Annotated in this window: 17 protein-coding genes; 4 read left to right on the forward strand and 13 right to left on the reverse strand. The window is 53.5% G+C overall.

The annotated features are described in order from the left end of the window. Positions 1-114 precede the first annotated feature (114 nt). The 8 genes from hxsA to EGY12_RS02165 form a co-directional block, all read right to left on the reverse strand. Positions 115-750, reverse strand: coding sequence for a His-Xaa-Ser repeat protein HxsA (gene hxsA / locus EGY12_RS02130; protein WP_123892422.1), 636 nt, complete (start codon positions 748-750; stop codon positions 115-117). Further along, positions 747-1,859, reverse strand: a complete 1,113-nt coding sequence (hxsC, locus tag EGY12_RS02135) for a His-Xaa-Ser system radical SAM maturase HxsC (RefSeq protein ID WP_123892423.1) — start codon at positions 1,857-1,859, stop codon at positions 747-749. The genes hxsA and hxsC overlap by 4 nt, the downstream gene beginning before the upstream one ends. Beyond that, complete coding sequence (gene hxsB / locus EGY12_RS02140) at positions 1,852-3,240, reverse strand: His-Xaa-Ser system radical SAM maturase HxsB (protein ID WP_123892424.1); 1,389 nt, start codon at positions 3,238-3,240, stop codon at positions 1,852-1,854. Before hxsB ends, hxsC begins: the two co-directional genes overlap by 8 nt. Further along, a complete protein-coding gene (hxsD, locus tag EGY12_RS02145; protein ID WP_172962893.1) occupies positions 3,240-3,512 on the reverse strand; it encodes a His-Xaa-Ser system protein HxsD in 273 nt (90 codons plus the stop codon). Before hxsD ends, hxsB begins: the two co-directional genes overlap by 1 nt. A gap of 350 nt (positions 3,513-3,862) precedes the next feature. After that, on the reverse strand, positions 3,863-4,210 hold the full coding sequence (locus tag EGY12_RS02150; RefSeq protein ID WP_123892426.1) for a DUF6404 family protein: 348 nt from the start codon (positions 4,208-4,210) through the stop codon (positions 3,863-3,865). A 103-nt stretch (positions 4,211-4,313) separates the two neighbouring features. After that, on the reverse strand, positions 4,314-5,975 hold the full coding sequence (locus EGY12_RS02155; protein ID WP_172962894.1) for a DUF2534 family protein: 1,662 nt from the start codon (positions 5,973-5,975) through the stop codon (positions 4,314-4,316). A 71-nt stretch (positions 5,976-6,046) separates the two neighbouring features. Continuing rightward, entirely contained in the window at positions 6,047-6,463 is a 417-nt protein-coding gene (locus EGY12_RS02160; RefSeq protein ID WP_253722960.1) for a DUF2946 domain-containing protein, read from the reverse strand. A 117-nt stretch (positions 6,464-6,580) separates the two neighbouring features. Continuing rightward, positions 6,581-7,033, reverse strand: a complete 453-nt coding sequence (locus EGY12_RS02165; RefSeq protein ID WP_123895541.1) for a GNAT family N-acetyltransferase — start codon at positions 7,031-7,033, stop codon at positions 6,581-6,583. A gap of 100 nt (positions 7,034-7,133) precedes the next feature. On the opposite strand from EGY12_RS02165, the gene EGY12_RS02170 reads away from it, so the two are divergent. Then, a complete protein-coding gene (locus tag EGY12_RS02170; RefSeq protein WP_123892427.1) occupies positions 7,134-7,874 on the forward strand; it encodes a bifunctional 2-polyprenyl-6-hydroxyphenol methylase/3-demethylubiquinol 3-O-methyltransferase UbiG in 741 nt (246 codons plus the stop codon). 67 nt (positions 7,875-7,941) lie between these two features. On the opposite strand, the gene EGY12_RS02175 is transcribed toward EGY12_RS02170, so the two are convergent. Continuing rightward, complete coding sequence (locus EGY12_RS02175) at positions 7,942-8,439, reverse strand: GNAT family N-acetyltransferase (protein WP_123892428.1); 498 nt, start codon at positions 8,437-8,439, stop codon at positions 7,942-7,944. Positions 8,440-8,524: 85 nt separating this feature from the next. Between EGY12_RS02175 and EGY12_RS02180 the strand changes: the two genes are divergently transcribed. Then, positions 8,525-9,451, forward strand: a complete 927-nt coding sequence (locus EGY12_RS02180) for a LysR substrate-binding domain-containing protein (RefSeq protein ID WP_123892429.1) — start codon at positions 8,525-8,527, stop codon at positions 9,449-9,451. Here the strand turns inward: EGY12_RS02180 and EGY12_RS02185 are convergent. Continuing rightward, positions 9,446-9,961, reverse strand: coding sequence for a DUF1543 domain-containing protein (locus tag EGY12_RS02185; protein WP_123892430.1), 516 nt, complete (start codon positions 9,959-9,961; stop codon positions 9,446-9,448). The genes EGY12_RS02180 and EGY12_RS02185 overlap by 6 nt on opposite strands. A gap of 120 nt (positions 9,962-10,081) precedes the next feature. Between EGY12_RS02185 and EGY12_RS02190 the strand changes: the two genes are divergently transcribed. Next, positions 10,082-10,264, forward strand: coding sequence for a YodC family protein (locus EGY12_RS02190; protein WP_123892431.1), 183 nt, complete (start codon positions 10,082-10,084; stop codon positions 10,262-10,264). A 32-nt stretch (positions 10,265-10,296) separates the two neighbouring features. On the opposite strand, the gene EGY12_RS02195 is transcribed toward EGY12_RS02190, so the two are convergent. Further along, a complete protein-coding gene (locus tag EGY12_RS02195; protein ID WP_123892432.1) occupies positions 10,297-10,575 on the reverse strand; it encodes a GNAT family N-acetyltransferase in 279 nt (92 codons plus the stop codon). Position 10,576: 1 nt separating this feature from the next. Beyond that, positions 10,577-10,807, reverse strand: a complete 231-nt coding sequence (locus EGY12_RS02200) for a (4Fe-4S)-binding protein (RefSeq protein ID WP_123895542.1) — start codon at positions 10,805-10,807, stop codon at positions 10,577-10,579. Positions 10,808-10,999: 192 nt separating this feature from the next. Here EGY12_RS02200 and EGY12_RS02205 point away from each other — a divergent pair, with 192 nt between their 5' ends. Continuing rightward, positions 11,000-11,413 carry a DoxX family protein gene (locus EGY12_RS02205; RefSeq protein ID WP_016929826.1) on the forward strand — a complete coding sequence of 138 codons (414 nt, stop codon included), beginning with the start codon at positions 11,000-11,002 and terminating at the stop codon, positions 11,411-11,413. A 78-nt stretch (positions 11,414-11,491) separates the two neighbouring features. Here EGY12_RS02205 and EGY12_RS02210 read toward each other — a convergent pair whose 3' ends face one another. Next, positions 11,492-13,438: a hypothetical protein gene (locus EGY12_RS02210; protein ID WP_123892433.1), complete on the reverse strand. Its 1,947-nt coding sequence runs from the start codon at positions 13,436-13,438 to the stop codon at positions 11,492-11,494. Positions 13,439-13,442: the final 4 nt, after the last annotated feature.

Here is a 13,442-nt window from a genome sequence, read left to right on the forward strand (position 1 = left end):
GGGGTTTAACGCTTTATTACTCTCTCCAAATTCAAAAATTTATCAATGCCATCATCGCATATTTTTCCTTTATATATCGAGAGATTAATCTTCATTCCAATCCCTCTCTACTATTTAGCGGGCAAGAATATTTAATGAGTTCAATAATTGAATATCGAGTGTTTCAGTTGCAGGAATTGGTAGCCCGTACGCAATCCGGTAATTTTTCACAGACTGCCTTGTGGAAGGCCCCATAATGCCGTCAATATTCCCGTTGTAATAACCTTTGTCCAGCAAAGCGAATTGAACCCGCATGATTAAGCGCTTACGCTTCTCTGCACCAGAAGTCAGCCCATTACTTGCACGGTTAGCTTCTGTAGTTCCAACAGAATTCGTAGTAGTAGAGTTGTTATTGTCGTTAGAACGAAGCGAACGCACAGAGGAAGAGGACGATGAGGAACTTGTTCCTGAACTTGAAGACCCTGATGAGCTTGGTGAGCTGTATGTTTTTGTATAATAAGGAGTGCTGCCACCATAGTACCCGCCACCTGATGATGAACGGTGAGAACTATGGCTCCGATGGGAGCTATGACTGCGATGCCCTGCAATGTAGAATGGAACTTCGGTGTTAAGTGGGGCTATCACTAAATCATGTTCATTAAGAGTCATACCAGGCAAATCACTTGATCCGGTAGATGAATCACTTGCCCATACAGAATTATTGAGTGCCAAAAATCCCGGAAGTAGAGCAGCAAAATTAAATTTTTTCATAAAATTGGTCTCGGTGGTTGATGAAAACGGCCTGTTGAGGAACTGAAATAACCAGCACAGGAAGACTTCTGAGTGCATTCATCACATTCTTTAGGATAGTAATTTTTCCAATCAGAGATCGACTGAGCAGAAAACTCCCAGGCTCTTTCAGGAAGATGACACAAAGGATAATTAAAAATTATTAGAGGTATGCCTGATCTGTGTGCAGCGTCTATGGCGGAGGTTATTTTCTCACTATAACTGCTGTGCTCAATGAAGATTGTTGACCAGTTCTTTCGCGCCCAACCGATAGATTCCAGCCCCATAAGGGAAATCTGATTGATGTTAGAGAACACACGGCCAACGAACTCTACAATATCATCCAATTCTGTATAGTTAGCCAGTGTCGGAATAACTCTAAGTTCGATATTAATCCCTGAGTTTCCTGCATTGATTAACCCCTTAACCGTTTCATTAAATGCACCATCACTCCCTACAAGATGATCATGCACAAGTGGTCTTGATGAGTAGAGCGGGATACCAAAGGTGATTTTGATCTTTTTGCTTCGCTTTGCCATTTCCTGAGTAAAGTTGGTATCAGCGAATTTGCGTCCGTTTGTTAAAACATGCAAAGCAGTATCTGGTGAATTCTCGATGATAAAATCAATGAAGTGAAGGAAATCATCTCCATACAGCAAAGGTTCACCACCGCTGACCCCAACAACGCCATTCAAACCAAATGAAGCTATAGCAAGAGCTGATTGGGTAAGTAGCCAGTCATCATTTGCTTTCTTTGGTGGCTGGGAACAAAACAGGCACAGGTTATTGCAGCGTTCCGTTACTAAGACAGTATTATGATTGGCTCTGCGGGACAGAATTACACGTACCATATTGCCATTGTTGATTATCCCAATATCTCCATCTTCAATTGACTCAAATAATTCAGTACTAATAACAGAGTAATTAAAGCATGGCAGAATGACAGCATTATTGCCTTCAGCAACCACCAGCAAATTGGGCAAAAAGAATAAAGGATTCACTGGTTTTTGTTTGCATAACCGATAGAACCCCGTGGGCACATTCTTTTTTGAAGCAAAATGAAAGATATCGTTCCTGATAACCTCAGACATATGCCCATCCTTTTAGCATCTCAGCCTTCAGGCCACCTTCTGAGATGCAATTCATCAGATACCTGAACATCCCCTTGTGATATTGACAAAACGTTGAACGACTCCTATCACCTACAGGCTCGCCCTGCACACTTATATTCTGGCATGGATCTGCACCGCAAAATGGTTGATATGCGCATGTATCACAACCAGGTAGAGCAAAATTGAACGATGAACTCAATACCGCGTTATAGTAAGGACTCGTTGAAAATGATAACGTTTTAACCTCCCCCGCACTAAACTCCGTTTCAGGATTTACCTTCTGCAACATACGACTTTCATCGCTACCATATACTCGGCCGTCATAATTGAAAAGAATACTGTTTAGCACGACCCCACTTGGGGACTTCAAATCCGCATAACCACTAAAGCCAGGATTGAAGATTCTTTTCAGATGAATGGAAGCTGAATGTTCCACAACCCTTATTCCTTCATTATTGATCTTAAGGATTTCATCTATCAGCGAGGCATAGAAACCGAAGTATTCGTCCATAGAAAAAGTGAACGATGCTTTTTGTGCAAATCCATAGGGACTAACAGGTCGGATAAACATATCCTTGAGGCCAAGAGATAAGTGAGCCTGGACGATCGATTCAGGATGCCCGATAAGATCTTTAGTAACTGTAGTAACCGTTGCAACGCGACCAGCGCCTAAAGACCGTTTGATAGCCTCTACCCCTGACACTGTTCTACTAAAAGCAAGCCCATGACCAAGAATTCGATTACTGTTGTGAACAACTTCCTCACCATCAAGCGAAACAGAGAACGTGATGTTCCTATCTCTCGACCATTCAAGCATATCCTCATTCAAGACAGACAGGCTTGATGCTACCACCATCTCAAAATCGGTGCTTCCCAACGTTTCAGCACATTGCTCATAAATGGACTGAATTAAATCGAACCGCAAGAGTGGCTCTCCACCCTGTATCTCTATCTTGTAAGGTGGCGTTGATAGTTTTTTGATAGTCGAAATAATATCAGGGATGAGATCGGGATTTAGATCATAACCAGAGGCGTTCACAGAAGCTCTACTGACCTGGCAATACTTGCAGGTATGATCACAGCGTAGTGTGGGCACAATCATGAAAATTGGTCTGACCGCAAGTTCATTCATCAATCGTTTTGCAAAAGCGGCACTTAAAGCATAAGGGGTTAGTGCAGATGAGCTTTCGGTGGTTATGAAAAGCTTACTTTCCAGTGCGTTTGATTGCTCCGCACTGATTTGCTCATTGGCTAGATCAAGCAGCTCTTGCTCATCGATGAAGTGATGAAAACCAGCGAGATTGCTTATAAAGACCTGTCCATTTGGCAATCTGTCAAAATTGAAGGGCATCAATTCCATTACGAAAGCCTTTCATCGATACTACGAAGCACTTTATGGACAATAGAATCTCTCAAAGTCCCTGTTTTATGATGTAACTTTTCTCGCAAAGTGTAATCATTCAGCAGCCTCTCGAATTCATAGAGGCATTCGGGGCTATCGCTTTCAAAAGAGATTGTCCAAGAGGATATATCCTCACAGAGTTTCCACTGGGCAAGCGGAGTCATCCAGTATAGACTACTGCGCACAACCCATTCAGAATAAAGATCTTTTTGACAAATCACTTCGTACATCACCATTACCTTCCAAAAACAATAATTAAAAATGAAATCATTAACAAATCATGAATTTATTATATTAGTAGCAATCAAAAAACCTTACAGAATACATTACCAAATGTTAACAGCAGATTGGTGATTCGGAAAGTGATGGAGATCACTAGTAAGCACAAAGATATATTCCCATGACGACGGCGACCCGATTGAACCAATGAAAATCACGTGTATTCTGATATATATATCAGCCCAACCCCAGCCACCCCACCAAATAAACCACCAGTGCCCCAGATAGATCCGGCGATAATAAATAAAGAAGCCCACAACTTCGGTTGCGGGCTTTTTTGTTTTTGTTCTTCACTAACGTGTCAAAGATCGTTCCAGTCCGGCAGCCTGTTCGCCTTTTTCCGCCTGTAGTGGAAAAGCGCCATAAAAAAGCCAAACAACAGGCCGGCGGCGAGGCTTAATGTCAGGGCCTCTTCACCGGTGTATCCCTGATTTTTCCATATCATGAACCACATCAGCACGCCCCACAGCGGGCCAAACCAAATGCCGAAGAACAGCATATTCAGCCAGAAAGGCGCAAACGGCGGCGGTGGCATATTCACGTCCATTCGCCACAGCAGGCGCAAGATTGGCGGCGCGTAGTTGCTCCGCCACATCTTCTTTTCCTCCATCAGCGCTATCGCTTTGTCCCTTCGTTGTTCAAACGTCATCGTTCGCTTCCTTTCAGTGGAAATTGCCTATCCAGTGAGATGATACGTGCTTAAGCCCCATTCCCAAATATCCGACATGCCCGCAGGCATGCCGGACGCTACCTCACCGCCCCTCTTTCTCCCCCAGGAAGAAATACCACAGCGGAATGGAAAGCAGCAGGGTGAACACCAGCGTATACAGCAGCACCATCAGGCTCTGCATGATCACCATCTGGGCGCTCCAGGCGCCGATCGGCAGTTGGAACTGCTCGACGGTGCCGCCGAGGATCGCTCGGCCCATCACGCAGCCGACTGCTACCGCCACAGTCGCCACCGCCGCGCGGAACTTACGCACCTCGGCGCGGCGGGCGGCCGCTTCCGGCGTTTCGTCCCGGTGGCCTTGCCGCTGGCCGCGCCAGCGCCACACGTCCACCAGCAGCAACGCCACGAGGCTCACGCCCATCACCGGCAGGCAATAACCCAGCGCCGCAGCCACCAGCAGCGTGACGGCACGCGCCGCCAGGGAAAGCGCCAGCCAGGCGGCAATCAGCGTATGCACCGGATGCTGTGCCCCCGCCGCCGGGCGGCGACTCCACCACATGCGGTAACCCAACGCGACCATCAAGCACAGCCCGAGGCCGAACGCCGCCAGCAGCAGCTGATTCGGCAAGCCGAACAGAATGCCCATGTGGGCGTCGATGCCCCAGCGGGTCAGCTTGGCGATGAGCGGGAAGGTGTCGAACCGCACCTGGTCGACAACGGTGAAGCTTTGCGGTGCGATGGCAACCGCGTCCACCTGCGTTGGCCAGCTGCGATCCACTTCGGTTACCGTCCAGGCCTTGCCCTCGCCTTTCGGCTGGCGCAGCTCAACCTTGGCAGCGTCGATCCCGGAGGCGCGCGCGGCGTGCAGCGCCCGATCCCAATCACCGTTCAGCGCATTGCTCTGCGCGGCAGGGCCCATCTTCATGCCCGGCATCATCCCGCGGTGCTCGGCGTGCGGATCGGCCGGCGTCTGCGGCGCATCGGCCTGCAGGCTGGTGTTGACCTGCGGCGTCAGCCAGCCCAGGTTGGCCCGCAGCGCGTCGATGTTGCCGCCGGCCCACTGCGACCAGGTCAGCCCGGTAGCCGAGAAGAACAGCAACCCGGCCAGCAATGCCACGCCCAGCGTGACATGCCAATGGCGGCTGGCGGCGAAGCCCCCTTTAGCCCTTTTCAGTTTGCGCTTCGGCCGCGTCGTCAGCCACAGCGCCACGCCGCCCAGCGCGGCCACCCACAGCCAGGAGGCCGCCAGCTCGCTGTAGTTGCGGCCCAGATCACCGAGCAGCAGGCTGCTGTGCAGCTTGTCCAGCCAAGTGCGCAGCGGCAGCACGCCGGAGGTGCCGTACACCGTCATATCGCCCTTGATCGCCAGGGTATAAGGATCGACAAACAGCGCGCGCGACTCGGAAGCGCCCAGATCGGCGCCCGCGAACTGTACGCGTGTGGTGTCCATTGCACCGGGCGCCGGGCGCACGGCGTAAATGCGCGCCTCGTCACCCACCGCGCGGCGGGCGGCGGCGATCTGGTCAGCCAGCGATCTCGCCTGCCCGTGCGGTTCGGTGAAAAGCGCATCGCGATACAGCGCCTCTTCAAGCTGCGGGGTCAGCACATACAGCGTGCCGGTCAGTGCAGCGACCAGAATAAAAGGCGCGACCAGCAGGCCGATATAAAAATGTAGCCGTCTGATCAGGTTCAGCATCGCGCCACGCGGCGATGCGGCAGGTGGAGTTTTGGTTATTGAGGTCATGGCCTTTCTCGTTTTTCAAACTGTGTGCGCAGGCAAACCGTCCGCAGCGATACGGACGGCGTTACCCATGATCAAGCAATAGGGAAAAACGGTTGGCCGGGTGGCCCACGCGGGCTCGGCCGCAGAGTCAGGCGCCGAATGGGCGGAGAAACGATGCGCGGCACGCAAGGCAGGCGCGCGATGCGCGCCATCAGCCACAGCAGCGGGACGAATGTCCACAGCAGCAGCGGCACGTGGATCAGCAGCTCGCAATAGCCGCAGAAAATCATCTCCGCAGGATCCATGCCGTGGTGGCCGGCATGCTCGGCGGCAGGCATCGCCATCGCGTGCATGTCGTGCGGCATGGCGGCGTCCGTCTGCGCCATGCTGCCCATCATCGGGTGGTGCATCAGCGATTTCGACACCACCGGCGCCACAAACAGCAACAGCACCGCCATAATGGCGATGCAGGCGGTAACGCGTTGCTGTAGCTGACGTGGCACTCTCATCACGGCGGCGAATTAACCCGGTCGGTGGCGAACAAGCGGCCAGTGTAACCCGCGACGCGCGATGAGGTGAACGAAAAGAAAAGTCAGGTTTGTCTTACGCGCCCCCGGCGAGGGCGATCACAGCACCCGCGAATAGACCCGCGAGGCTTCGCCCCAGGGGTGATACCCGAGCCCGTTATAAACGAAGCCGCTGCGCTCGTAGTAGCCTTCCAGATCGGTGCACAGGTGCAGTTGCGGGAAGCCCAGCCGGCGGGTTTCCGCCGCCACATGCTCAATCAGTTTGGCGCCGCAGCCCCGGCCGCGCTGCGCTTCCTCTACGTAGAGCGCGCACAGCCAGGGATACAGTTCCCCGCGGCTGATAAAGTCGTTGGTGATAAGCCCCGCGCAGCCGAGGATCCGGTCATTTTCCATCAGCAGGTACCACTGCGGCAGCGGATTGGCGGCGCCCAGGCTGCGGTTGATAGCGTCTTCATACATTATCAGCGTCTCTGCCGTGGCCCAGCGCCGCTGAAAATACGCAATGGCACGCGGCGCCAGCTCAGGCGTGTGCCGCACCGAAATCATGTCCATCATCATTCCCGTTATTCATGTTGTCAGCGTAGAATTATGCAGCACTATGCACGGTAAGGCAGCGGCATTCCGCCGCCGTCATTCCCCCTAAGGAGTCATCATGACGCAAAACATCTATGACAATCAGGCCTTCTTCGACGGCTACGCGCAGCTCAGCCGCTCGCAGCACGGCCTGGACGGCGCGCCGGAATGGCCCGCCATTCGCCGTATCCTGCCGGATTTGCAGGGCAAAAGCGTGGTCGATCTCGGCTGCGGCTACGGCTGGTTCTGCCGCAGCGCGCGCGAACAGGGCGCCGCCGACGTGCTGGGGCTGGACGTCTCGGAAAAGATGCTGGCCAAGGCGCAGGAGATGACCGCCGACGCGGGCATCGAGTACCGTCGGCAAGATTTGGCGCAGCTGCAGCTGCCGCCGGAAAATTACGATCTGGTCTACAGCTCGCTGACGCTGCACTATCTCGAGGATCTGCCCGCCCTGTTCGCCACGGTTTACGCCACGCTGAAACCCGGCGGGCAGTTCATCTTCACCGCCGAGCACCCGATCTACACCGCCCCGGCGCAACAGGGCTGGCTGACCGACGGCAAAGGGCAGAAATCCTGGCCGGTGAACGGCTACCAGCGAGAAGGCCAGCGCGTTTCCAACTGGCTGGCGGAAGGTGTCATCAAGCAGCACCGCACGCTCGGCAGCTATATCAACCCGCTGGCGCAACAAGGCTTTATCATCCAGCATTTGAACGAATGGGGCCCCAGCGCGCAGCAAATCGCCGCTAACCCGGCGCTGGACGAAGAGCAGGAGCGCCCGATGATCTTCATTCTCGCCGCCCGCAAACCCGCACGATCCTGATCTGAACCACCCGCAGTAAACTATTCACACCACTACAGTTGGGGAGGCAGCCTCCCCCCAACGGTTATTATGCCGGCAACGCCGCCCCGTGTGCCGCGAAATGCGTCAGCGCCTCGCCCTCCATGCGATAACGCACCCACTCGCCCTGCGGCTGCGCGCCGATGCTGAGGTAGAAATCGATGGCTGGTTGGTTCCAGTCCAGCACGCTCCACTCCAGGCGGCCGCACTGCCGCTCACACGCCAGCTTGGCGATGTGCCGCAGCAGCTTTTTACCGGCGCCCGCGCCGCGATGCTTCGGCGCTACGTACAGGTCTTCCAGATAGATGCCGTTTTTACCCAGCCAGGTGGAGTAACTCATAAAGAACACCGCATAACCCGCCGGCTCGCCGTTCACCGTACAAATCAGCGCTTCGGAACAGGCGCCCGGCCCAAACAGGCTGCGTTCGATATCTTCCACGCTGGCCAGCACCTGCTCGCGCGCCTTTTCGTACACTGCCAGCTCGATAATCATATCCAGAATCAGTTTGGCGTCGCTTTTTTGCGCCGGGTAAATCTCAATGGTCATGGCAAATCCCGTGTGAGTTGATGGCTGTGCTTGCCAGCATATCGCGCCTCCAATACTGTATGAACTGCATTTTTATCAACAGGTAATGAATGTTATGCATCTGGATTTGAAGCGTCTCGATCTCAACCTGCTGCTGGTGTTCGAAGCGGTCTATCGGCTGCGGTCTGTGACGCGCGCCGCGGCGGAGCTGGCTCTCAGTGCGTCGGCGCTGAGCCACGCGCTGATCCGGCTGCGCAAGGCGCTGGCGGACGAGCTGTTCTACCGGGTCGGCAACGACATGCACCCGACGGTGTATGCCGACAGCCTGGCCCCGACCGTCAGCGAAAGTCTGGCGCTGCTTTCCAAAGGGCTGCATCCGCGCCCGCGCTTCGTCCCCGCCGAAAGCCGGGAGAGCTTCACCTTCGCCATTACCGATTACACCGCCTTCGCGGTGTTTCCCGCGCTGATGGCGCAGATGCAACGCCTGGCGCCGGGGCTGTCGTTCCAGCTGCGCTATTCCGAGCGCAAGGTGGCGCTGAACGATCTGCTGGCGGGGCGCATCGACTTTGCGCTGGGCTTTACCGAAACCGACGGCGAAAGCTACCCGGAGATCGACGAAGTGAGTTGGCTGGAGGATGAGTATGTGGCGGTCAGTTCGCCCGCGTTCAGCGTAAAATACGGCGCACTGACGCTGGAAAACTACCTGCGGGCGCGTCACCTGGTGGTGACGCCGTGGAACGAACAGCGAGGCGTCATTGACTACCAGCTCGATAAGCTGGGGCTGCAGCGCGATATCGCCATCCGCACGCCTTCGCTGCTGGGGGCGCCGTTCATCGTCGCCGACAGCGAGCTGGTGATGAGCATGCCGCGTTACGCCGCGCAAAAATTGCGGCAGGCGGCGGCGCTGGATATCCACCCCCTGCCGTTTCCGGTGCCGCCGTATCAGATCAAAATCTACCTGCACCGTAAGAACGGCCGGCCGGAGGCCTGCCGTTGGTTACAGCAACAGCTGCAGGCGCTGGCGGCGTTATAACGCGGGTTCGCCGATCGGCAGATACCCCTGCCACAGCGGTCGGGCCGGTTCGCCGTGCGGGTTGGCCCGCAAATGCACGTGGTAACCCTGCAGCGCCTGCAGCAGCAGGCAGTCGTCCACCTCGGCCAAATCGTCCTTATGCTGCTGCGCGCTGTCCGTCAGCAGCACCCGTTTGGCTTTCTCCTTCGCCTCGTCGGCGGAGCGCGCCACAAACAGGCCGAACTGGTGCAATTCCGCCAGCTCATCGCTGCGGTAGCCGCCCGCGTTGACGAAAAACAGCTTCTCTTCACCGGCGAACGGTGCGGGCTTCAGACTCACGTCGTAACCGTCCGCCCAGTCGATGCGCGCATAGCCGTCGACATGCACCTTGCGCTTATCGCCGAACCACTTTTCACGCAGCAGCGGATACGCCTCTTCCGGCCGATCCGCCGCCGCGAACTGCACATCGTGCAATTCAATATTGGCGCCCGGCGCCGTACCGCCCACATAAAACATCAATAATCCCGGCATGTTATTCTGCTCTCCTTGGTGATAATCGTTATATAAAATAATACATAACGAAACTCGTGCCAACGGCAGCGCCATTCTGTGTTATCAATAGATGAGGTTTAATCTGTTGTGGAGGAACGCATGGTATTCAATATCGGTGATTTTGTTCAACGCACCACCGGCGGCCCAAAGATGACCGTGGTGGCGATCGACGGCGAAACCCTGGTTTGCAGCTGGAATGAACTGGGTAAAGAACAGCGCACGGAGGTGCAGGCCAGCGATGTGGTGCTGTATCACGAAGACGGTGATTTCGGCGTCTGCTGAATGACCGGGGCGCACCGCGCCCCGTTATCGCCTCAGGCGCGAATGTCCTGATAGGCCGGCGTGGTATCAAACTCATGCTTGGCGAACGGGCACAGCGGAATGATTTTACGCTGCTCCGCGCGCATTTTCTCCACCACCAGCGCCACCAGCTTTTTACCGACGCCCAGCCCCTTTAATGACTCATCCACCCAGGTGTGATCGATAATGGTCAGCTTGTCGCCGCTCGGCACGAAAGAGATCTCGGCGATCAGCTTGCCTTGCTCGTCATTGATGTAAAAACGCTTCTCGTCCGCCAGTATTTTAAGATCCATATTATTTCTCCCTATATTTCAGTGCGCCGCTGGGGCAGGTGTCGATAACGCGTCTCACCTCGGCCGTATCGGCATTGTCCGGCATGATCCACGGCCGGCGGTTCAGGGTAAAAATAGCCGCGTTGCCACGCACGCAGTTGGCAGAATGGCGGCATATCGCGCGGTTAAAATAAACGTCAATCTTGTCGCCGGAATAACGACGGTAACCGGCGGCGGTCAATTCCTCGTCCATCATGGCCTCACATTGCCTGTTTTATTGTTTTTGCTCCAGGCTCAAGTATAGGCAATGCCGCCGGCTTCACCACGCCTCTCGTCCGCCGAAAAAAGTGGCGCAACCGCCCGCCGCCGCTAGAAAAAAACGTAAATTGTTCTAATCTTTAATCAGCAAGACAACATAATTCCGACAGTGGCTAAGGAGTTCGAAATGGGTGATAGCTCAAAAGACGGCGTTATTCTGCTGTCCCGCATTCTACTGATGGTTCTGTTTATCATTTTCGGCTGGATGAAACTGGTCAACTTCGGGGCGACCGTTACGGCGATGGAAGGCTACGGCACGCCGATGCCTTATTTAGCGGCGATCGTTGCCGTGGTGGTAGAGTTTATTTTCGGCATCGCGCTTATTCTCGGCCTGTTTACTCGCCCTATTGCGGTCATTTTCGCCCTGTATGTTTTGGGCACCGCATTTATCGGTCACCCGTTCTGGAAAATGACCGGCATGGAAATGATGGGCAACGAAATCAACTTCTTTAAAAACATCAGCATCATTGGCGGTTTGCTGTTGCTGGCGGTAACCGGCGCCGGCCGTTATTCGCTGGACTATAAAATATTTAATAAATAATTCATCGATACGTCAATGGCAGCTCCTGCTGCCATTGACGTTCCGCCCTTTTCCGCTACCTATCAGACGTTGTCTCGCTTACACCTCTGCCGCCATGGGCAACTCGGGCATTTGTACGCGCAGATCGATATGACGTCCCTCAGGAATGTCGATAGGCTGACCATCCACATACCCTTCTTTAATATTCCGCGCGAAAACAGGAACACCGTCGTAGGTACGGTGATAACTGCGAATGATGATATCGCCATTGGTTTCAACCTGATAATCAACCCAAATCAATGCTTGCTTGTTACTATCTAATGGGATTTCAATCCCACCGTTTATCCCCCCCCAAATTGGGTCGGCATTGAATCCGAGCGTCCCTGCCATGCGGTAAACCCCTTCGCTGAGCCTCTCCGTTTTTACCCCCAGAACGTCTTCATTGAATACGCTGCGGCCATCACTAAAGAGCTTGACTACCGGGGAGGCGGGTTTGAGATATCCATTGGTGTCCGTGATCGTGGAGGCCTCTGTCCAAACCTTGAACCACTTGCTCCACTCGGTACCATTCCAGGTACGCAAAAACATCTTCCCACTCTGGTTTCCCGACACCCCATAACCGTAACAAGTTTGCGCCGCGCGATAATTTTCTTTGGTGTCTTCTTGACCGGCTTTCCAGCCATACACATCCAGAAAATACGTCCCGACATCTTTGAACGGATTCCCCAAAGGATCCGTTCCTACCATTCCTCTGCGCGAGAAGTATCGATCATTAAAATCCAGTTTTCTGGCTGCCGTGACACCATAGGTCAATCCCCAATCTTTCAGGTTGGAAATATCCGATACCGTAGGCAAACAGGTATCACCGAAGGTTCGCCCCCAGCTGATTTTCCCCGCCGATACCGAGTTGGATACACCGGTAAAGAGTGCTCCCGATGAGCCCACAGCCATATACCCTGTTGTTGGGCCACCATCGATCGGCAGCGAGACACAGCCAAAAATGTTGTTGGGAAGTGGAGCATTGTCAGAGGCCGGCGTCACTCGATACATGTTGTAAATTCGTTGAAAAGCATCATCTTTATGCTGGGCACCTGCTCCCAGACCAAACTCCCCTTTTGAAATCAACCGGCTGTCGAGATAATCACGATCGACGACAGTTGCATCGGTCAAGTTCGCAATCACTTTTTTACCCAGAGGGCTCTCAGGTATAACGCTATCTTTGGTGGCGACATGATTCCAGTTATCGACCATAGCCATATCTACGCTAGAAATCTCATAGAAACACTGATTGATAAAGCTACCAAGATTGACATGTACCTCATACATATTCGCCGTTCGCTCAATCAAACAAACGTCAATGACCGCCGCACGCTCTTGCAGTGCGTTCCAACATGTCACCCCCGCTCGTCCAGCTGCGTTGACAGTCGAAATTTGCCCATCACCGGTACGTATAACAATACTCGCCATCGCATTATGGATCCAAGCTCCGTTATAACCTGGTCCGCCGGTAACATCGATCTTTAGCGTACTTCCACCTTGCGTAAATTTGCTGATTTCACCAAGCAAATACCACCCTGGGTTCTTTGCCGTACCAGGCATCTTCCAACGAGTGTTATTAATGACTTTTTTAACCGTGACATCCATGCTATCGAGCACTTTCCTATATCCCGGCAAGATAATGCGTTGCCCATCGTCTTTTTCTATGGTGACATCACCTGATGAAGTCAATAAATTCATCAAATCATTGCGGCTTCCTTGAAAGTAAGTTAGCAAAGCCGACAATCTTGCGGAAAACTGGCTGATATCACCTTCATAAGTAGTGATAATCGCGTAATCTTGCCCAGTGGCCGTCGAGCCTGCATAAGGCGAACTTAATACAAAGAGATTGTTGTTACTTACAGATTTAATCTCATAAAGTTGATTGTCTGGAGCCAGCAAAATCGTCCCAGGCATCACGCCATTTTTTGCGTCAGCCCATTGCGTCCCCACCCCTGCGACGGATGTCCCATTGCTGACAACATTAATTTTTCCCGTTCTGTACCACATGCTT

The sequence above is a fragment of the Serratia sp. FDAARGOS_506 genome, assembly GCF_003812745.1.
Lineage (GTDB): Bacteria > Pseudomonadota > Gammaproteobacteria > Enterobacterales > Enterobacteriaceae > Serratia.